This is a genomic window from Brevundimonas sp. P2_A6 (assembly GCF_056404975.1).
The window spans coordinates 79,611-99,268 of sequence record NZ_JBFUCZ010000001.1 but is presented as its reverse complement, the minus strand read 5'-3'; the positions used below and the strand labels follow the sequence as shown (position 1 = coordinate 99,268).

Here is a 19,658-nt window from a genome sequence, read left to right as displayed (position 1 = left end):
CACAAGCCCGGAGCCCCACCATGCCGCACGACCGCCTCTCTGTCCTGACCGCCTTGCAGGCCCAGGGCGTCTGCCCGGTCTTCTATCATGCGGATCCTGGGGTGGCGCTGAACGTCATCCGCGCCTGCGCCCGGGGCGGCGCGCCGGTGATCGAGTTCACCAACCGGGGCGACTTCGCCGTCGACCTGTTCGCCGACATCGCCAGGGAGATCGCCGTGACCGACCCGGACATCGTCCTGGGCATCGGCTCGGTGCTGGATGCGGGCACGGCCGCCCTGTTCCTGAACCGCGCCGCCCGCTTCGTGGTCAGCCCGGCCCTGGTCCCAGAGGTCGCCCAGGTCTGCAACCGGCGCATGGTCGCCTATTTCCCCGGCTGCGGTTCCGTGCGCGACATCACCGAGGCGCACGCCCTGGGCTGCGACATCATCAAGCTGTTCCCCGGTGCCTCGGTCGGTGGGCCGGATTTCGTCAAGGCGGTGATGGGCCCCATGCCCTGGACCAAGATCATGCCGACCGGCGGGGTCGATCCGGACGCCGCCAGCATCGCCAAATGGTTCGGCGCGGGCATCGTCGCCGCCGGCATGGGCTCCAAGCTGATCACTGACGCGGCCGTGAAGGCCGGCGACTGGGCCGGCATCGAGGCGTCGGTGCGCGGGGCGGTGGATGCTGTGAAGGCGTTTCGCGCTCAGTGATCCTTCTCCCCTTGCGGGAGAAGGTGTCCCGCAGGGGCGGATGAGGGGTACGAAGACGCAGACGAGATGATCGGAAGAGGTGCTCCTCGGTCAGACCGAGTTGCACCCCTCATCCGACCTCGCTTCGCTCGGCCACCTTCTCCCGCAAGGGGAGAAGGACGTCGGTCACAACCCCAGCGTCGGGCTCCCCAAGTCCAGATCGGCGGCGGGGATCAGCACCAGGTCCGGGTGCGCCGCGCGCATGGCGTCGATGAAGATGCGGCTGTCGCCGACCACCACGACATAGGCCTGATCGCTAGCCAGCAAGCCGGTCGCGGCCGCCATCGTGTCTGGCGTCGTGGCCGTGACCCGCTCGGCATAGGCGGCCGCCTCGTCCAGCGGCAGGCCGACGGTCACGGCCTCGGCCAGCATTCCGCCCAGGCCGCCCGTCGTCTCGATCGAGCGCGAGAAGTTGCCGGCCGCGAAGGTCTCGCGGTCGATGACCTGGGCCGCGGTGGGGGCCTCGGTCCGCACCCTGTCGAATTGGGCCAGGACGAGATCCAGCACCTCCAGCGCGCTCTCGTTCTTGGTCTGGGTCGTGGCGGTGATCAGCCCGGCCTCGGCCCGCGCGCTCAGCGACGAGTTGGCCCCGTAGCTCAGGCCCCGCTTGGCCCGCACTTCCTGGAACAGGTATCCGCCCTGTCCGCCACCCATGACCGCATTGGCCACCGCCAGCGGATAGAAGCTGGAGTCCGCCCGGTTCGGGCCGCGCACCGCCGCCGCCACCGCCGCCTGACCCGATCCGGGCAGGTCGACGACCACGATGCGAGGCGTGGTCGCCGCCCCGGCCCGGTTGGTCACCGTCGGCACCGCGCCCGCAGGTTTGACCCAGTCGCCCAGCGTCCGCTCGGCGAAGGCAAAGCCCTCTTCCGGCGTCATGCCGCCCGTCACGATCAGGGCCGCGTTGTCGGGCCGCCACCAGCGATCGTGGAAGCCCTGGATCTCCTCGCGGGTCAGGGCCCGCAGCGACGCAGGCGTCCCCGTTCCCGGCGCACCGTAGGGCGCGGCCCCATAGGCGATGCGGTTCAGCACCTGGCTGGCCAGCGGCCCGGGCTGCCGCAGCGCCACCGTCAGGGCATTGACCGTGCGGGTCCGCGAGCGTTCCAGCTCGGTCGGTGCGAAGTCCGGCTTTTCGACCACGTCCGACAGGATGTCGCCCACGACCCCGGCCGAGGCGATCGGGGCCGACACCGCCAGGGTGGAGGAGTCCGCCCCCGCTCCGCCGCCCAGATTGGCCCCGGCGCTTTCCAGCGTGCGGGCCATCTCGGTCGCGGAACGTCCGCCCGCGCCCTGCGAGGCCAAGCTGGCGGTAAAGTCGGCCAGGCCCGGACGGTCGGCCGGATCGGCGCTCGACCCGCCGCCGATGACCAGTTGGGCGTTCATGATCGGCAGGTCGGTGGAGCGCGCCACGATGACCCGCAGGCCGTTCGACAGGGTGCGTTCGGCGATCTCGGGGGCCGCCTTGGGTCTTGCCTCTCCCGGCGCAGGCGGGGCCTGACGCTGACCCTCGGGCAGCAGTTCGTTCGGGGCCTCGATGGCCGGGGGCACGGTCAAATAGGTCGGCACCGGGGCCGGGTTTTTCCAGCTGTCGGCGGCCACGTCGGCCGGGCGCTGGCTTTCGTCCAGATAGCGGATCGAGACCCGCGCGTTCTCATCCAGATATTTGCGCGCCACCCGCTGCACGTCGGCGATGGTCACCGCGCGGATCGCGGCCACGGCCTCGTCCGGCGCGCGGGGATCGTGTTCGGCCACGATGGCCTGGCCCAGCATGAAGGCCCGGCCCGAAGACGTCTCGCGCTGACGCAGGTCCGACGCCAGCAGCTCGGTCTGCGCCTCGGCCAGTTCCGCCGCCGTCACCGGCTCGTCGCGGATGCGGGCGATTTCGGCGTTCAGGGCGACCTCGGCCTCCTCCACCGTCTTGCCGGCGGCCACGGTCACCTGGGCGGTGACGACCCCGGCCTCTTCCTCCACGTTCGGCCCCATGAAGGCACTGGCCGCGACCTGCTTGTCATAGACCAGCGACTGGAACAGGCGGCTGCTCTGCCCGCGCGACAGGATCGCGCCCATCACGTCCAGGGCGGCGTTGTCGTCGCTGGTCGCATCCGGTCCGGGGAAGATGGCCGCGATGGCCGGCAGCGGTACGTTGGGCGCATAGGCCGTGACCAGACGCGGCTCCGTGCGCGGGGCCGACACGGGCCGTTCCAGCACCGGCAGAGGCCGCTCGGGGTTCTGGATCCCCGCGAAATACTGATCGACCCAGGCGTCCAGCTGGGCCGGATCGAAGTTGCCCGACACGATCATCGTCGCCGTCGACGGGCGGTAGTAGGCCTCGTGGAACGCGCGCGCGTCCTCGATCCGCGCGGTGTCCAGCTGTTCGATGGAGCCGATCACCGCCCGGCGATAGATCGACTGGTCATAGGAGTTGTCGCCGATGACGAAGACGCCCAGCCGGCCATAGGGCGGCGCATACACCCGCTGGCGCAGCTCCTCTTTCACGATCTCGCGCTCGGCGTTGAACACCGCCTCGTCCACCACCGGCCGCGCCATGCGTTCGGCGTGGGTCCACAGCATCGTCTCCAGATACTGGGGCGGCACGGTCTCGTAGTAGTTGGTGAAGTCCTGGCCGGTGGAGGCGTTGCGCGTCCCGCCCGCGTTCTCGACAATGGTCGAGATCTGGCCATAGGGCAGGTTGATCGTCTTGCGGCTCAGGATGTGTTCGAACAGGTGGGCGAACCCGCTGCGCCCTTCGGGGTCGTCCTTGCCGCCGACGTCGTACCACAGGGTCACCGTGACCGTCCCGGCGCTCGCGTCCGGCATCGCATAGACGTCCAGCCCGTTGGCCAGCTCGCGGTGCGTGAACTCCAGCGGTGGCGGGGCGATATCGGGGCTGGCCCCTTGTCCACGGGTCTGGGCGGAAGCCGCCATCGGCGCGGACGCCAGAAGCACGGCGAAGGACGAACCCAGAAGCAGCGAACGCAGCATGACGACCTCGATCAAAACGGACGGCGCGACCCTAGGCCGGTCACGCCGCCGTCTCAAAGTTACGAGGTGGTAATGTGGGCGAAGCCTAGCTCAGCACCACGATCGCCACGCGGCGGTTCTGGGCCCGACCCTCGGGCGTCGAGTTGTCCGCGACCGGCGATTCCTCTCCATACGAGATGGTCGCCATCCGGTTGAGCGCGATGCCCTGGCGGCTCAGCGAACGACGGACGGCCTCGGCCCGCGCCTCACCCAGGGCGTCGTTGTAGGATTCAGGACCGGCGGAATCGGTGTGGCCCTGGATTTCCAGATAGACGTTCTTGTTCTCGGCCTTCAGCCGCTGGGCCAGTTCGGCCAGGCGTTGCTCGGCCTCGGGCGACAGGGCGTCGCGGTCGGACGGGAACTTCACGGAATCGTCCGACAGGACGACCTCGTACATGAACTTGCCTTCGGCCAGGACCTGGGCGGCGTTGGCGCGATCCAGCGCCTGACCGGCCGTGCCCTCGACCTGGGCCACGCGCTGGTCGGTCGCATCGACGCGGCCGTCGACCACCGCGACCTGGTCGCGCACGAAGCCGCGCGTGGCGCAGCCGCTGGCCAGAAGGCCCAGCGACAGGACGACGCCGGTCATCAGGACCGGGCGGGCAAGCATATTGAAACGGGGGGTCGAGGATACGGAAAGGGTTTGCAAGAAAAGTCTCCTGAGGGGGCCGGGGCGCCAAGCCCGGACGTCGCGCGGGGATCATTGGACGGCACCAGACGGCCATCGCATGGCCCGCTTGGGGCATGATTCCGGCACCTTGACCGTAAGCTCCGTGCCCCGACACGACCCCGGCCGTGCCATCGTCCTGACGCGACCGGGTGGTCTTCAGACCGCGTCCCGGCGCCTCCCGCGTCGCCGCCGCGTGCCCCGCCCTTGCCGTCAGGTGCCGAAAATCAAACGTCGAATCCGGGCGGCGCGCCAGCCGTCGCGGCGGGCCGAAAGCGCCGTGACCGGGCCTGGGCGACCGGGGCGATCGCCAGCGTCCTGGCCCACCTGGCCCTGCTTCTGGTCCTGCTGGCGACCCGCCCGACGCCGCTGATTTTTTCGGACCCGGCACCTGAGACCGCGGTCGAGATCACTCTCGATCCCCCACCGCGTCGCGTGATCCCGCCCGAACCGGCTCCTGAGCCCGATCCCGGTTCGCCCTCCGAACCGGCGGCCGCTACGGCCGATCCGGCCCCGACACCGACGCCGCCCCGACCGACCCCGCCGCTGCCCCGGCCTCGTCCACCCCGCACCCCGCCGCTGCCCCAGCTCGAGCGGCTGGTCGCCCCTGTCGCCCCGGCAGCCCCGGCCCCCAGGGCGGTCGGTCTGACGGCGGGCCAGCTGGTCGGCGCGGCCGTGGCGGGTTCGGGGTCCGGCAATGCGTCAGGCTCCGGATCAGGCACCGGTTCCGGCTCCGGGTCCGGCCACGGCTCGGGCGGACAGTGCGACATGATCCGCCGCATCCAGGAGGCGATCCGCGAGGACCCCGACGTCGTCGCCGCCGCCACCCGCGCGCACGCCACCCTGCCGTCCGGTGCCCGCGCCCTGCTGGTCTGGAACGGCGACTGGGTCCAGACGCCGGGCGAAGCGGGACGCGGCCTCGCTGGCGTCCGTCAGGCCATCGCGCTGGAGATCGCCTTCGCCCCCGCCGCCTGCCGCCGCCAGACCGTCACCGGCCTGGTGCTGCTGACCCTGGGCGACGGCGGCCCGCGCCTGGCCTTGGGCACCGGCCGGTGGCGCTGGTCGGATCTGACCGGAGCGGGGTGAGCCCTACCGCTGCGGATAGACCGGATACGGCGGCTGATGCGGCTGTTCCGGCGGCGCGGCCTGAAGGGCCTGCATGGCGATGGCCACGGCCGCGTCCAGCTGCGGATCGGCCCCGTCGGCCACGGCGCGCGGGTCCTGATCGACCATCACGTCGGGCGCCACGCCCGCGTTCTCGACCTCCCATTGGCCTTCCGGATTGAAGAAGCCGACGTTGGGCGAGGTGACCGCGCCGCCGTCCATCAGGGGCGGCATGCCGCCGATCCCGACCAGGCCGCCCCAGGTCCGCTTGCCGACCAATGTGCCCAGCCGTTCGCGCTTGAACATCCACGGCAGGGCATCGCCGCCCGACCCCGCGACCTCGTTGGCGATCATCACCTTCGGCCCCAGGATGGCGTGGGCGGGCGTCCGGTCGATGGAGCCATAGCGCGGTGCCCACCAGCTGAGCAGATCGCGACCCAGCACCTCGATGATGTAGTCGGCCATCTGGCCGCCGCCGTTGAACCGCTCGTCGATGACCGCGCCCTCGCGGTCGCTCTGGGCGAAATAGTAGCGGTTGAAGCTGGTGAACCCGCCCTGGCCCGTGTCCGGCAGATGCACATAGGCCAGCCGCCCGCCCGACAGCCGATCGACCCGCTGGCGGTTGCCCTCGATCCAGTCGAGATAGCGCAGGCGCGTCTCGCTGGCGATCGGCTGCACAGTCACGTCGCGACCGTTGGCACCAGATGATGCGCCGAGCCTCAGCGTCACCATCCGGCCCGCCGTGCCTTCCAGCGCGGCCTGGATGTCCACATCGGCGCTGACCGCCCGGTCGTCGACCGACAGGACGCAATCACCGACCCGCGCATCGATCCCCGGCTGGGCCAGGGGCCCGACCGCGTCGGGCGAGAAGGCCGTGGGGCCATAGATCTTGGTGATGCACCAGCGCCCGTTCTGGATCGCATAGTCGGCCCCCAGCAAGCCGCCGGGCACCCGCCGCGCGGACGGGATCGTTCCGCCCGAGCCGCGCAGGTGACCGACCGACATCCCGGTCAGGGCCTCGTGGAACACATAGTTCAGGTCCGTCCGCGAAAGGATGCTGTCCGCATAGGGCTGCAGCCGCGCCTGGACCTCGGTCAGGTCCGACCCGTGGAAGTTGGGATCATAGAAATAGGCCCGCTGCATGCGGAACAGCTCGCGGTACATCTGGGCCCATTCGGCGCGCGGCTCGCTGCGGACATCCAGCTGGTCGAACGAGACGCCGCCTTCACCCGCCTTGATCGGCGCGTTGGCGGGTACGACGGCATAGGAAGGCGGGCGCGGCGGGGTGCCTGGCGCGGCCTCGCCACCGCCGGACCGGGTCGAGATAAGCATCTTCTCCCCGTCGGCCGACAGCTCGAAGCTGGCGACCCGCTGGGCCAGCACCTCGACCTTCCTGTCCTTCAGGGTGAAACGGTTCAGCGTCATGTCGGCCGGGCCCGCGGCCCCCGCCGGGCTGGACTGCTCCATGAAGAAGATCACGCCGGTCTTGCCCGCCGTCAGGTCGGAATAGGCCCGGATCGGCACCGGAAGGGCGACCGTGCGCCGCTGGATCTGGTCCAGGGTCATGCCCCCGAGGTCGATGGCCCGGGGCGGCCCCGCCCGGTTCGCGCCCGGCATGGCGTCGTCGCCGGTCGTCTGATCCCCGGCCTCGACCTCCTCCTCGTCGCTCTGGGGCGCGACGGGCGACGGGGCTGCCGCGTTCAGCGCGACGGCATAGATCGAATGCGTCGGGGTGTAGAGGTTGCTGGACATGTCCAGCCCATAGGTCTGGCCGCCCGCATTGTTGCTGGCGACGTAGTACAGGTAGTCGCCCCCGGCATCGAAGGCCGGGTCGCGCGCATCGCCCAGGTTGGACGTCAGCGGCGTCGAGGTTCCATCGGCCACCGAGTACAGGTTCAGCACCGTCAGCCGGTTCGCGCCGTTGCGCGAATAGACCAGCCACTTCGAGTCCGGAGACCAGGCCATGTCGGTCGACTGGACGGTGAAGCCGCCGTGCGCCTGGGCCGTGCCGACTTCACTCAGCCGCCCCGTCGTGGTGTCCAGCACCCAGTTGCGCAGGTGGTTGTCGGAAAACGCGATCTTCTTCGAATCCGGCGACCAGACCGGATTGGCGTAATAGGTCGGCTCGGCCGCCAGCGGGAATTTCCGCACCGCGCCCTCGCCGTTCTGCGGCGCGACGTGCAGGGCGTACAGCCCGGACTCGTCGGAGAAATAGGCCACGCTCTGCCCGTCCGGGCTCCAGGCCGGGCTGCGTTCCATGACGCCCGGCGTATTGGTCAGGTTGCGCACCGACCCCCGCGTCACCGGCGCGGTCAGGATCTCGCCCCGCGCCTCCACCGCCACCCGCGCGGCGGAGGGTGACAGGCTGACGGTCTGCACCTGGTCCGCGACATTGACGATACGGGGCCGGGCCTCGGGCATGTCGCCGGCGACATCGACGCTCAGGTTCTGCGGCTCGCCGCCCGGCACCAGGGTCGACAGCGTCCCCAGCCGGTCGAAGATCAGGGTCCGGCCATCGGTCGACAAGGACCGGATCGGCGACCCGTCGTTGGTCCAGACGCTGGCCACCGCCTGCGTCGCCGGATCATAGCTGTAGATCGAGATCGGCCCGTCGCGATCCGACAGGAAATAGATCTTGCCGCCCATCCACACCGGCGACAGATCGTTGCTGCCTTCGGCCTGTGGCACCTCGACCGTGGCCAGTCCGTCCAGCGTCGTCACCTTGATGGTCGACGCCCGCCCGCCGCGATAATTGCCCCAGGCGGTATAGCTGCCGAAGTCGAAACCGAAGGCCGGTGGGAAAGGGCTGTAGGCGATGGCGCGCCCGTCCGGAGACATCTGCCCGGTGTGCGCATAGGGCAGCGGGATCACCTCGGGCGCGCCGCCCTCCGCAGAGACCGAGAACAGCTGAGTGTAGCGGCTGGCCGCCGATCGCCCCGAGCGAAACAGGACCCGGCTGCCGTCCGGGGACCATCCAACCGCCGCGTCGTTGCCGGGGTGCCAGGTGATCCTCTTCGGCTGTCCGCCCGCCGCCGGCACCGTATAGACGTCGATGTTGCCGTCGTATTCGCCGGTGAAGGCGATGCTGCGTCCGTCGGGCGAGAAGATCGGCGCGCTCTCGATCCCCACCCCGACGGTCAGGCGCTGCGCCCGCCCGCCGCCCCGCGCCACGGTCCACAGATCGCCGCCATAGACGAAGGTGACCTGATCGGCGCTGATCGCGGGCTGCTGCAGGATTGTCGCCGGAGCGGAGGTCTGCGCCGCGGCTCCGCCGGCCAGCCCTCCCGAGATCAGCGCGCTCGATGCGAGCAACAGCGCCATCCGGCGACCCAGACCCAGAACCATATCAACCCCCAACATCAAACCCTGGCCCGATACTCCGTCAGCGGATCGACGCTGGCAAGGCACCCGTGGTGCCCGCGTCGGCGCGACGATCTCGACCACCACCCCTTGAACAAGTGGACACGCATGTCCACTTGTTGCCGATCATGATCCGTCCGTTGCGAAAAGATGCCGCCGATCGTCGAGCCGCCCTGCTCCGCGCGGCCGCCGAAGTCTTTGCCGAGGACGGCATCGACACCCCGCTGGACCGCATCGCGGAGCGCGCCGGGGTCGGGCGGGCGACCCTGTATCGCAACTTCGCCAGCCGCACCGAGATCGCCCTGGCCGTGCTGATGGACGAGGTCGATGCGCTGGGCGATCGCTTCGCCGCCCCCGAGACATCCGACGCCTTCCTCGATTTTCTGACTGCCCTTTCCGCCACGCTGGAGCGCAACGCGGCCCTGGGCGGAGTCGTTCGCGCCGCTCCCTCGCCCGATCTGCTCGACCCGCTGCGCGCCGCCCTGCGCAAGGCCGCGTCGCCATCGCTGCAGGTTTCGCAAAAGGCCGGCGTCGTGCGCGCCGATCTGGGTCCGGCCGACATTCGCATCCTGTCGGCCATGCTGGGATCGGCCCTCAACAACGCCGACCCGACCGAGCGGAACGCGATCGCCCGGCGCACGCTGAAGCTTGTCATCGACGCCGTCAGAGCCCGACCGTGAGCAGCCGCCAGAACTTCACCCTGCCGTGGGAGCAGTACGTCCAGACGCTGCAGCCGCACGAGCGGCCGATGCTGCCCGGCTCGCCCGCCACTCCGGACCACACCCTGCGCTACCGGCTGGCCTATGCCGCGATCGGCCTTCTGGTCACGGCCACCGGCGGCATCGGCTCGGCCATGGTGACCGCGAACGCCCAGCAGCTGGGTGGATCGCTGGGGGCGTCGGTGGTGGAGACGGCCTGGCTGCCGATCGTCTTCGTGATGACCAACGCCTGCATGAACCTGCTGCTGATCAAGTTCCGCCAGCAGTACGGCCTGCGCCTGTTCGCCCAGATCTTCCTGATCGCCTATGTCGTGATCGGCGTGTTCGGCTTCTTCTTCGAGACCTATACCTCGACCCTGATCGTGCGGGCCTTTGCGGGCATGGCGTCGGCCGCCCTGTCGTCGCTGGGCATCCTGTATCTGATTCAGGCCTTCCCCGCCGCGCACCGGCTGAAGGGTCTGGTCATCGGCATCGGCGCCTCCAGCCTGGCCATCCCGGCGGTACGGCTGTTCTCCAGCCATCTGGTCGAGCTCAGCGAGTGGCGCGGCTTCCATGCGTTCGAGCTGGGCCTGTCACTGCTGTCCCTGGCCGCCGTCTTCGCCCTGCGCCTGCCGCCATCGGAGAAGCTGAAGGTCTTCGACACGCTGGATTTCGTCACCTTCGCCCTGTTCGCCCCCGGCATCGCCCTGCTGTGCGCGGTCCTGGGGCTGGGCCGCATCGTCTGGTGGACCGAGGCGCCCTGGGTCGGTTGGGCTCTGGCGGGTTCGATCGTGCTCCTGACCGCCGCCCTGATCCTGGAATACAACCGCCAGACGCCGCTCATAAATCTGAAGTGGATGGCCGGCCCTGTCATCGTGCGTCTGGCGCTGGCCATCGTCGGCCTGCGCATCGTGCTGTCGGAACAGACGTCGGGCGCGGTGGGCCTGATGACGCAGCTGGGCATCGGCCAGGACCAGTTGCACGGCCTGTTCGCGGTCATCCTGATCGCCACGGCCGCCGGAACCCTGACCAGCGCCTTTACCCTGAACGTCGCCAAGCTGAACAAGCCCATCGCCATCGCGCTCGGCCTGATCGCGGTGGGGGCCTTCCTCGATGCCCACGCCACCGTCCTGACCCGCCCGGCCCAGCTGTATGTCAGCCAGGCCATGCTGGCCTTCGCCGCCGCCTTCTTCATCGGCCCGGCCCTGATGCAGGGCGTGGTTCAGGTGCTGCAGAAGGGAGCCCAGAACCTTGTCAGCTTCATCGTCATCTTCGGTATCGGCCAGAACGTCGGCGGCCTGCTGGGCTCGGCCCTGATCGGCACGCTGGAGACGGTGCGCGAGAAATACCATTCCAGCCAGCTGTCGGAATCCATCACCCTGGGTGATCCGCAGGTCGTGCTGCGCCTGCAGCAGCTGTCCGGTGCCTATGGCCGCGTGCTGACCGATCCGACTCTGCGCACCGCCGAGGGTCAGGTGTTGCTGCAGCAGCAGATCACCCAGCAGGCCCATGTGCTGGCCTACAACGATGTCTTCCTGATCATGTCCGCCTTCGCCGCGGTCGGGTGTGTCTGGTTCACCTTCAACCACCTTCGCGACCAGCTGGCCGCCCGTCGTGCCGCCCAGTCCCCCGCAGCCACCGACGCCGCCTCGGCCGTCGCCGCCGTCGAATAATCTCCAGAAGAACCGCCATGACCGACACCACCGCCCCTACCCCGACAGCCCCCGCAGCCGCTCTGGCCCCCGCCGCCCCTGCGGCGCCGCCCCCGCGGAAGCGCGTCCTGTTCACCGTCGTCCTGGCGCTCGCCGCCCTGATCGGCGTCGTGCTGGTCTTGTGGGCGTGGAAGCTGCCGCCCTTCACCTCGGGCGTTCAGAACACGGACAATGCCTATGTCCGTGGCCAGGTCACGGTCATCGCGCCCCAGGTCACCGGCTATGTCACCGCCGTGAACGTGCAGGACTTCCAGACCGTGAAGCAGGGCGACCTGATCGCCACCATCGACGACCGCATCTATCGACAGAAACTCGAACAGGCTCAGGCCGCGCTGCATGCCGCCCAGGCCCAGCTGGCCAACTCGGCCCAGACCCAGACCTCGGCCCGCGGGTCGGTGGCCCAGACCGAGGCCTCCATCGCCGGGGCCCAGGCCGCCGTCACCAAGGCCCAGGCCGATTTCGACCGCGCCCAGACCCTGTTCCGGGGCGGCTGGGTGGCCCAGGCCCAGGTCGACGTCGCCCGCTCCAGCCTGCGCGCGGCCCAGGCCCAGCTGGCCGCCGCCCGGGCTCAGCAAGGCATCGCCCAGACCGGCGTGACCACCGCGGTGGTCGGTCGCGGCGCGCTGGAAGCCCAGGTCGAAAGCGCCCAGGCCGCCGTTCACCTGGCCGAGATCGATCTGGCCAACACCCGGATCGTGGCCCCGCGCGCCGGTCGTCTGGGCGAGATCAGCGTGCGTCAGGGCCAGCAGGTCGCCGTCGGCACCCAGCTGACCGCCCTGGTGCCCGATCGCATCTGGGTCACCGCCAACTTCAAGGAAAACCAGCTGGCCGACATCCGCCCGGGCCAGCCCGCGACCCTGCGTGTCGATGCGCTGGGCGGTCGAACCCTGACCGGTCACGTCGAGCGGATCGCCCCCGCCACGGGTTCGGAGTTCAGCGTCATCCGCCCCGACAACGCCACCGGCAACTTCACCAAGGTGGCCCAGCGCGTGCCGGTCCGCATCGCCCTCGATCCCGATCAGGCCGGTCTCGATCGTCTGGCACCGGGCATGTCGGTCGTCGCGCACGTGGATACGACGGCGGGGCGCTGAGGCCCCGCCGTCGATCGGTCGTCTATCGTATCGGTCGGCCTACCCGGCCTTGACCAGAACCGCATCCACGGGCTGGACCACCCCATTGGACACCACGCTCTCGCTGCCGGTCAGATGCGCGGTCGCACCGTCCTGCGCCGTGACGACGATGACCTCTCCGTCCTTGGTGAAGGTCAGCAATCCGTCGGACATGGTGCGCATTTTCGCGCCCCCCGACCCGGCCGTGCCGATCGCGGCCAGAATGTCGGCGCGGGTCAAGGCGCCCGGCACGATGTGGGCCCGCAGCAGGGCCGCGCTCTGGGCCTTCATCGATTCGGCCGACAGATCGGCCGCCGAGGTCAGGGCGGAATTGGCGGGCGCGAACACCGTGTAGGGTCCCCTGCCTTCCAGCACGTCCTTCAGGCCGGCGTTGTCCACGACCGTCTGCAGCGTGTCCAGGTCGCCCTGGTCTCCGATCGCGGCGGCCAGGGTCTTGGAGGACGGCGCGGCGACCGTGCCGCTTTCCGCCGCCTTGTCCTTGTCGCCACCGCAGGCGGCGAGTGTGAGCACCATCAGGGGCGCGAGCGCCCAGGCTTTCGCATGTCGCATGTCTCGGTCCCCGATCAGGTCAGCAGCTGGATGGCGGCCTGCACCAGCTGCGTGGTGGGATCGACCTGATAGACGTAGCCGTCATTGTAGCGATACAGGCTCTGGGCGCTGTCGGCATACTGGTCCCGGTAACCGTAGGGCACGTTGTAGACATCATAGCCGGCGGGCATCCGCTGACCGACGCTGAACTGTTGCCCTGTCAGCAAGGCCGCGACCTGACCGATACCCTGCGTCTGCGGATCGACCCCGTACAGCACGCCGTCGGCATACCGATACTGATAGCGATCGTTCAAACCATAGTATTGGCTATAGTACTGCGGAGCCTGCTGGAACGCATACTGACCCGGCCAGGCGTTGCCCGGCGAAAGCACGCCGCCAAGGACCGGCAGATAGCCCAGGAGCCCACCCTGCGGGTTGGTGCGATACACATAGCCGTCCTGATAGCGATAGCGGTCGTCGTCGCCTCGCGTGCGCCACAGGTAGTCGTAACGGGAATAGTCGTTACGCGCTCGCTCGAGCTGGCGCGCCTGTCCCGGCGGCAGACAGCCGTTGTCCTTCTTGGCCAGACCCGGCGGGCACCCGATCAGCAGGCCCCGATCGGCGTCGCGTCGAAACGCCACGATGTTGCGATCGACCACATTGCGCTCGATCTCGCGGCGCACGTCCGGCCTCGGGTCCCGACCCCGTTCCTGACGAACCTCGCGCACCACGTTCGGGATGCGGGCTTCCACGCGGCGCTCCTCATGGCGCGGGCCGGCCTGCGCGGCTGGTCCAGGACCCCGCGCGCCCGGGCCTTCAGCCCGCGGACCCTCTCCACGGCCGTTGCCCGGTCCGCCACCACGTTCCTGATGCCCATTGCCGTGACCGTTGCCGGGGCCGCCGCCGGGTCCATGTCCGTTCTGCGCCAGCGCGGCACCGGACACGCTCATGGCCAGGACCAGCGCACTCGTCAGGGTGATATGTCGCTTCATGGGAAAAAACTCCTTGTTCAGCGACTGACAACGGCCCGGAAGCGCCACCGTTCCGACGCATGCCCACGGCGTCAGACGCGGCGCGAGCCCTCCGGCGCATCCGCGTCCCCGTCCGTCCCGCCCCCCAGTCCCCCCATGCCGCCACCCCCCATGCCGCCCCCCATTCCGCCGCCGCCGCCGCCACTCCCACCACGCCCCTCGCCGCCACCGCCTCCACGCCCGCCTGCGCCTGAAGGTCGCGTCGGTCCCTGCCGGGGGATGGCCAGCCCGGCCGGAATGGGCTCCAGGTCCAGCGCCTTCCGGATAAAGTCCCGCAGCGACACGACCAGGGCATCCGTGTGCACCGGCCGTCCCTCGACCAGCTCCACCGCCGCCTCCTGCGCCAGCCGCACCTGTTCGTCGGTGCCCAGCAAGATGATGTCCGACAGCGCCGCCTCCACCGCATCGCGGATGCGCCGCGCCCGATCCGAACCGTCGCCGCCGTCGGCCGGCGGTGCCGCCCCCTCGACGCCCGGCGCGGCCATGCCTGCCGCCTTCAGGTCGCGCATGTGCCGGGAATCGACCGCCAGATTGCCCGTGAACGACCCGCCCAGCACCTTGTAGGCCGCCATCAGGGTTTTCAGCCGCTCGTTGATCTGGCGATTGGCGCGCTGCTGGCGCTGCTGAAACGTCATCATCGTCACCAGCCGGATCCCGACCCCGATCAGGGCGACCAGCGCCAGCCCGATCACCGTCGTCAGCGCCGACTGCCACGAACTCAGATCCAGACCGCGCATCCGCCTCATCCCCTCTCCGGCGCGCCGTTATGGGCACCGTTCCGTCCACGGCCTAAACGTCATGGCCGCATCACCGCTCCGTCGTGATGACGAATCCAAGCGCCACTATGCACAGCCCGAAATGGGGGCTGACATGTTTGATCGTCTACACAAGAGATCCGTTCTGATGGGCTGCGCGGCGATCTGCGCCCTGGGCACCACGGCTCATGCCCAGTCGGTGGGCGATCAGGAAACGCGTCTGGACGAGGTCGTCGTGACCGCCCAGTTGCGGGCCCAGGACCCGATCGAGGTCCCCTTCGCCCTGACCGCCTATAACGGCGACTTCCTCGACAAGCTGGGCGTCCAGGATTTCGAGGAACTGTCCGCCTTCGTGCCCGGCCTGCTGGTCCAGAACCAGTCGCCCAACAATCCGGGCTTCCAGATCCGCGGCCTGACCTCGGACTCGACCGGTGCGGCCGACGAGCCCCGCGTGTCGATCTATCAGGACGGCGTCTCCATCGGCCGCGCGCCGGGGGCCTTCGTCGAACTGTTCGACGTCGAGCGGGTGGAGGTGGCCAAGGGTCCGCAGTCGACACTGTATGGTCGCGGTGCCCTGATCGGTGCCGTCAACGTCATCCAGAACAAGGCGGATCCCGACGCCTTCGACGCCCAGGCCCGCTTCGGTATCGGCAATCTGAACTATCTGCTGGCCGAGGGCATGGTGAACCTGCCGTTCGGCGACACCGCCGCCCTTCGCCTGGCCACGCGGCTCAAGACCCGCAACGGCTATGTCGAGAATCTGCTGGGTGGTCGCGACTACAACAGCGTCGAGACCCAGGCCTATCGCGCCTCGTTCCTGTATCAGCCGACCGACGCCCTGCGCGTCGATATCATCGGCAACTATCAGGAAGACAACCCCTCGGGCGTCAGCTTCCGCTCGATCTATTACAATGCCCAGGATCCGAACACCGGGGCGGTCCTCGGCGGCCGCGACCCGTCGGACGGCGCGGCCCTGACGCCCTCGACCACCCTGGACGGCGGACGCCGCCTGGGCATCGAGCGCAACGTCTGGGGCGTGACCGGCCTGGTCCGCTATGACCTGTCCGACAGCTTGTCGCTGAACTCCGTCAGCGCCTACCGCACTTTCGAGACGTCCGAGGCCTTCGATCCCGACGGCATCTCCCTGCCGATCCTGACCGGCATCGGCAACTCCGACGGCGAGCAGTGGAGTCAGGAGCTGCGCCTGAACTGGGACAACGGCGGGCAGTTCTCGGGCTTCGTCGGTGCGGGCTATTTCCGCGAGGAGAACCAGTCCAGCTCGCCTATCGAGATCGACGAGCGCATCGCCCTGGCCCAGCTGGCCGGCATCCTGGACGGCACGCCCGCCGCCGCCCTGCCCAACGCCCTGCCCCGTTCGGTCTATGGGTCCTCGGCCTTCCTAACGCCGCTGCTGACCGGCTTCGGCCTGCCCGCCGCCGCCATTCCCGGCATCTCGGCCAATCTGAAGCCCAGCCACACCGAAACCGCCGCGACCGATACCGAGCTCAGCTCCTACGACGTCTTCGGCGACCTGACCTGGAAACCTTCCGACCGGCTCGAGTTCGCGGCCGGCGTTCGCTACACCCGCGATGAGAAGACCACAGCGTTCGGCGCCTCGGTCCTGAACGGCCGGTCCATCGCGGGGGGCCTGCTGGCGGTCACCCAACTCTCGGCCCAGGCGCGCGCCCTCGTCGCCGTGGGTACACCGGCCGCCCTGACCCAGGCCGCCGCCCTGAACGGCGCGATCAACGCCATCGTCACCGGCCTGGCCACGCCGGGGGCCGTCAACGCCCCCGTCACCGCCGCCTTCCCCCTGTTCGGCCTGACCTTCCAGCCGACGGCCAACAACGGCGACGTGACCTCGCGCGATCTGGAGGATGACGGTCTGACCTATCGCCTCACCGGCCGCTACGCCCTGTCGAACGACGCCAGCCTGTACGCGACCTATGCCCGGGGTCGTCGCCCGGCCGTGCTGGCCGCGACCGTGCCCTCCACCCCCTACGGCGCGCCGATCTTCACCGAGGTGCCCGCCGAGACGGTCGACAGCTATGAGGTCGGGGCCAAGACGGTGCTGAATGACGGCCGCATCCGTCTGGACGGCGCGGTCTATGTCTACAGCTACGAGAACTTCCAGACGACCGAGCAGGTCGGCACACAGTTCATCACCACCAATGCCGGCGAGGCCGAGGCCTACGGCTTCGAAAGCCAGGCGTCCTGGGCCGCCACCGACTGGCTCGATCTGTTCTCGACCTACAGCTACAACCACGCCCGGTTCACCACCGGCGCGCGCGACGGCAACCGCTTCCGCCTGGCCCCCGACCACCGCTATTCGATCGGCGCGCTGGCGACCCTGCCGGTGCGCGGCGGGGCGGTCGAGGTCCAGCCGACCTACAGCTGGCAGTCCAGGGTCTTCTTCGACGACAACAACGACCGCACCTCGCTGCAGACCACCGGCTTCGTCCCCGACGTCCTGGTCGACGAGTTCCAGGACGGCTACGGTCTGCTGAACCTGCGCGTCCGCTACGTCCCGACCGACGCCAACTGGTCGATCGAGGCGTTCGGTGACAACCTGACCGACGAAAAGTTCCTGAAGGACGCGGGCAACACCGGCGACAGCCTGGGCCTGCCCACCTTCATCGCCGGCGAGCCCCGCACCTATGGCGTCAACCTGACGCTCAGCTACTGAGTTTTCCGCGTTCCGAGGATACGACCATGACCATCGACCGTCGCGGCCTTCTGGGCGGAATCGGAGCCGGCGCCGCCGTCGTCTCCGGCCCGGCCTTCGCCTCTCCCACGCGGGGCCAGGCCGCGACGGTCGCCTTCCTGCATGGGGTCGCCTCGGGAGATCCTGACGCCCATTCCGCCGTCTTCTGGACGCGCGTCACCCCCGCCGACGCCTCGGGGGCCGCCATCCCCGTGACGCTGGAGGTCGCCCGCGACGCCGATTTCTCCGACATCGTACGCACCTCTTCGGCCCTGCGCGCCGAGGCCGCCCGCGACTTCACCGTCAAGCACGACCTGGACGGCCAGGGCCTGGAGCCCGGCACCGAATATTTCTACCGCTTCAAGGCCGCCGGGGTCGTCTCCCCCGTCGGCCGCGTCCGTACCCTGCCGGTCGGCGCGACGCCCGACGTCGTCCTCGGGGTCGTATCCTGCCAGCTGTATCCCGGCGGTCTGTTCAACGCCTACGACGCCCTGTCGAAGGAACCGCGCCTGGACGCCGTCGTCCACCTGGGCGACTACATCTACGAATACGGGGCCGAGCCCGACGACTATGGCCTGTCGACCGGCGCGGCCCTGAACCGCATCCCCCAGCCCTCGCATGAGGTTCTGACGCTCGAGGACTATCGGCTGCGTCACGCCCAGTACAAGGCCGACCCGGACCTTCAGGCCGCCCATGCCCGCGCCGCCTTCATCTGCGTCTGGGACGATCACGAGGTCGCCAACGACACCTGGGCCACGGGTGCCGAGAACCACACCGACGCCACCGAGGGGCCCTTCCCGGCTCGGAAGGCCGCCGCCCTGCGCGCCTATTTCGAATGGATGCCGATCCGCGAGCCGCGCGCCCCCCTGGCCCCCGAGCACATCAACCGCAGCTTCGACTTCGGCGACCTGGCGACGCTCGCCATGGTCGAGACCCGGCTGACCGCGCGCCAGAAGCAGCTCGACTACGCCACCGACCTGCCCATCGTGGACGGCCGCCCCGACCTCGCCGCCTTCAACGCCAGGCTCAACGCGCCCGACCGCGACCTCTTGGGCGACGCCCAGCGCGACTGGATCCGCCGGACCCTGGCCGCCTCGCGCGAGGCCGGACGGCCCTGGCAGGTGCTGGGCAATCAGGTCGTCATGGCCCGCGTCGCCGGCCCCGACATCTCGAAGATCGCGTCGGAGGCCCAGGTCGAGGCCATGATCGGGACCCTGCCCGAGGGCGTGCGCGCAGGGCTCCGCCAGATGATCCAGCTGTTCAAACTCGGCGTCCCCTTCGGCCTCGACAGCTGGGACGGCTATCCCGCCGGCCGCGAGCGCCTGTACGCCGCCTTCAAGGACGCCGGGGTCCAGCCCATCGTCCTGGCCGGCGACAGCCACGCCTATTGGATCAACGACCTGAAAGACGCCTCGGGCGTCCGTCGCGCGGTCGAGTTCGGCACCAGCGCCATCTCCAGCCCCTCGCCCGGCGACGCGGTCAAGCCCCTGCCGCTCGGCCCGCTGCTGACCTCGGCCAACGACGAGGTCGTCTTCTGCGACCAGACCGCCAAGGGCTATATCCTGCTGACCCTGACGCCCGACCGCGCCGAGGCGAAGCTGCAGTCCGTCTCCACCCTCCTGGCCAAACCCTACGACGCCCGCACCCTGTCGACCTGGGTCGTCACCCGGGATGCCGAGGGCCTGACGGTGCCGGTTCCGGCCTAGAGCGGGCGCGGGGCCGAGGCACCGGAACGGGGACAGTCCGCGCCCGCGTCTCCGGTCGCGCATAGCTTTCCGCCAGCCCGGTCAGGGCCTTGGCCTCGTTCCACAGCCGCCCCTTCATCGCCCGCCCGCTGGCCAGGGTCGCCGCCAGCCCCAGCGCCGCCGCATCGCCCTCGTCATCCGGCAGGTCGACACCCGCGAACAGTCGCGCCGCCACCGCCTCCTGCGCGTTTCGCCGCGCCTCCTCCAGCTCCGCCTCGCGCGCCAGCGCCTGCCCGATCGCCTGGGCGTCGCCCCACTCCCGCTTGGTCGCCCCATGCTGGGTGCAGCGCTTGCGGATCGCATGCTCCGACACCCGCCATTTCCGCGCCAGAAACGGTGCCGTCGCCCCTTCCCGATACTCCTTCAGGATCAGCTCCCAGGTCTCGGTCGAGAGCCGATAATGGGCCGGCCGGTCGGCGGCGATGGGAGAAGCGGCAGAGGTCATGCCGCTGAGTCTAGCCGCGCTTCGGGA

14 protein-coding genes are annotated in these 19,658 nt (G+C 69.7%); 7 read left to right on the top strand and 7 right to left on the bottom strand.

Features of this window, described 5'->3' with window-relative positions; translation table 11 throughout:
* The first annotated feature begins 20 nt into the window (after window positions 1-20).
* A complete protein-coding gene (locus tag AC1DW4_RS00495) occupies window positions 21-692 on the top strand; it encodes a bifunctional 4-hydroxy-2-oxoglutarate aldolase/2-dehydro-3-deoxy-phosphogluconate aldolase (protein WP_477015275.1) in 672 nt (223 codons plus the stop codon).
* Window positions 693-857: 165 nt separating this feature from the next.
* On the opposite strand, the gene AC1DW4_RS00490 is transcribed toward AC1DW4_RS00495, so the two are convergent.
* Window positions 858-3,713, bottom strand: coding sequence for a M16 family metallopeptidase (locus tag AC1DW4_RS00490; protein ID WP_477015274.1), 2,856 nt, complete (start codon window positions 3,711-3,713; stop codon window positions 858-860).
* A gap of 85 nt (window positions 3,714-3,798) precedes the next feature.
* Entirely contained in the window at window positions 3,799-4,362 is a 564-nt protein-coding gene (locus AC1DW4_RS00485; RefSeq protein WP_477016192.1) for an OmpA family protein, read from the bottom strand.
* A gap of 264 nt (window positions 4,363-4,626) precedes the next feature.
* On the opposite strand from AC1DW4_RS00485, the gene AC1DW4_RS00480 reads away from it, so the two are divergent.
* Window positions 4,627-5,505 carry a hypothetical protein gene (locus AC1DW4_RS00480; RefSeq protein ID WP_477015273.1) on the top strand — a complete coding sequence of 293 codons (879 nt, stop codon included), beginning with the start codon at window positions 4,627-4,629 and terminating at the stop codon, window positions 5,503-5,505.
* A 3-nt stretch (window positions 5,506-5,508) separates the two neighbouring features.
* On the opposite strand, the gene AC1DW4_RS00475 is transcribed toward AC1DW4_RS00480, so the two are convergent.
* Window positions 5,509-8,868: a S41 family peptidase gene (locus AC1DW4_RS00475; protein WP_477015272.1), complete on the bottom strand. Its 3,360-nt coding sequence runs from the start codon at window positions 8,866-8,868 to the stop codon at window positions 5,509-5,511.
* Between the two features lie 155 nt (window positions 8,869-9,023).
* Between AC1DW4_RS00475 and AC1DW4_RS00470 the strand changes: the two genes are divergently transcribed.
* From AC1DW4_RS00470 to AC1DW4_RS00460, 3 genes are read left to right on the top strand one after another with little or no spacing between them, the layout of a single operon-like run.
* Window positions 9,024-9,563: a TetR/AcrR family transcriptional regulator gene (locus AC1DW4_RS00470; RefSeq protein ID WP_477015271.1), complete on the top strand. Its 540-nt coding sequence runs from the start codon at window positions 9,024-9,026 to the stop codon at window positions 9,561-9,563.
* Complete coding sequence (locus AC1DW4_RS00465; protein ID WP_477015270.1) at window positions 9,560-11,254, top strand: MFS transporter; 1,695 nt, start codon at window positions 9,560-9,562, stop codon at window positions 11,252-11,254. Before AC1DW4_RS00470 ends, AC1DW4_RS00465 begins: the two co-directional genes overlap by 4 nt.
* A 17-nt stretch (window positions 11,255-11,271) precedes the next feature.
* Window positions 11,272-12,384, top strand: coding sequence for an HlyD family secretion protein (locus AC1DW4_RS00460; RefSeq protein WP_477015269.1), 1,113 nt, complete (start codon window positions 11,272-11,274; stop codon window positions 12,382-12,384).
* 39 nt (window positions 12,385-12,423) lie between these two features.
* Here the strand turns inward: AC1DW4_RS00460 and AC1DW4_RS00455 are convergent, their stop codons facing one another.
* From AC1DW4_RS00455 to AC1DW4_RS00445, 3 genes are all read right to left on the bottom strand, one after another.
* Window positions 12,424-12,972 carry a fasciclin domain-containing protein gene (locus AC1DW4_RS00455; RefSeq protein WP_477015268.1) on the bottom strand — a complete coding sequence of 183 codons (549 nt, stop codon included), beginning with the start codon at window positions 12,970-12,972 and terminating at the stop codon, window positions 12,424-12,426.
* Between the two features lie 14 nt (window positions 12,973-12,986).
* A complete protein-coding gene (locus AC1DW4_RS00450; RefSeq protein ID WP_477015267.1) occupies window positions 12,987-13,943 on the bottom strand; it encodes a hypothetical protein in 957 nt (318 codons plus the stop codon).
* A gap of 71 nt (window positions 13,944-14,014) precedes the next feature.
* Window positions 14,015-14,728 (bottom strand): hypothetical protein, encoded by a 714-nt coding sequence (locus AC1DW4_RS00445; protein ID WP_477015266.1) that lies wholly within the window; start codon window positions 14,726-14,728, stop codon window positions 14,015-14,017.
* A 124-nt stretch (window positions 14,729-14,852) separates the two neighbouring features.
* On the opposite strand from AC1DW4_RS00445, the gene AC1DW4_RS00440 reads away from it, so the two are divergent.
* Together AC1DW4_RS00440 and AC1DW4_RS00435 are read left to right on the top strand one after the other, a co-directional pair.
* On the top strand, window positions 14,853-17,423 hold the full coding sequence (locus tag AC1DW4_RS00440) for a TonB-dependent receptor (protein WP_477015265.1): 2,571 nt from the start codon (window positions 14,853-14,855) through the stop codon (window positions 17,421-17,423).
* 26 nt (window positions 17,424-17,449) lie between these two features.
* On the top strand, window positions 17,450-19,147 hold the full coding sequence (locus AC1DW4_RS00435) for an alkaline phosphatase D family protein (protein ID WP_477015264.1): 1,698 nt from the start codon (window positions 17,450-17,452) through the stop codon (window positions 19,145-19,147).
* On the opposite strand, the gene AC1DW4_RS00430 is transcribed toward AC1DW4_RS00435, so the two are convergent.
* Entirely contained in the window at window positions 19,104-19,631 is a 528-nt protein-coding gene (locus tag AC1DW4_RS00430) for a hypothetical protein (protein WP_477015263.1), read from the bottom strand. The two genes, AC1DW4_RS00435 and AC1DW4_RS00430, sit on opposite strands and share 44 nt — an antisense overlap.
* Window positions 19,632-19,658: the final 27 nt, after the last annotated feature.

Bases quoted from the DNA above. Each gene is read 5' to 3' on its own strand.
- AC1DW4_RS00495 (WP_477015275.1), top strand. From the start codon at position 21: ATGCCGCACGACCGCCTCTCTGTCCTGACCGCCTTGCAGGCCCAGGGC.
- AC1DW4_RS00485 (WP_477016192.1), bottom strand. From the start codon at position 4,362: ATGCTTGCCCGCCCGGTCCTGATGACCGGCGTCGTCCTGTCGCTGGGC.
- AC1DW4_RS00430 (WP_477015263.1), bottom strand. From the start codon at position 19,631: ATGACCTCTGCCGCTTCTCCCATCGCCGCCGACCGGCCGGCCCATTAT.
- AC1DW4_RS00455 (WP_477015268.1), bottom strand. From the start codon at position 12,972: ATGCGACATGCGAAAGCCTGGGCGCTCGCGCCCCTGATGGTGCTCACA.
- AC1DW4_RS00460 (WP_477015269.1), top strand. From the start codon at position 11,272: ATGACCGACACCACCGCCCCTACCCCGACAGCCCCCGCAGCCGCTCTG.
- AC1DW4_RS00490 (WP_477015274.1), bottom strand. From the start codon at position 3,713: ATGCTGCGTTCGCTGCTTCTGGGTTCGTCCTTCGCCGTGCTTCTGGCG.
- AC1DW4_RS00440 (WP_477015265.1), top strand. From the start codon at position 14,853: ATGTTTGATCGTCTACACAAGAGATCCGTTCTGATGGGCTGCGCGGCG.
- AC1DW4_RS00450 (WP_477015267.1), bottom strand. From the start codon at position 13,943: ATGAAGCGACATATCACCCTGACGAGTGCGCTGGTCCTGGCCATGAGC.
- AC1DW4_RS00445 (WP_477015266.1), bottom strand. From the start codon at position 14,728: ATGAGGCGGATGCGCGGTCTGGATCTGAGTTCGTGGCAGTCGGCGCTG.
- AC1DW4_RS00475 (WP_477015272.1), bottom strand. From the start codon at position 8,868: ATGGTTCTGGGTCTGGGTCGCCGGATGGCGCTGTTGCTCGCATCGAGC.
- AC1DW4_RS00435 (WP_477015264.1), top strand. From the start codon at position 17,450: ATGACCATCGACCGTCGCGGCCTTCTGGGCGGAATCGGAGCCGGCGCC.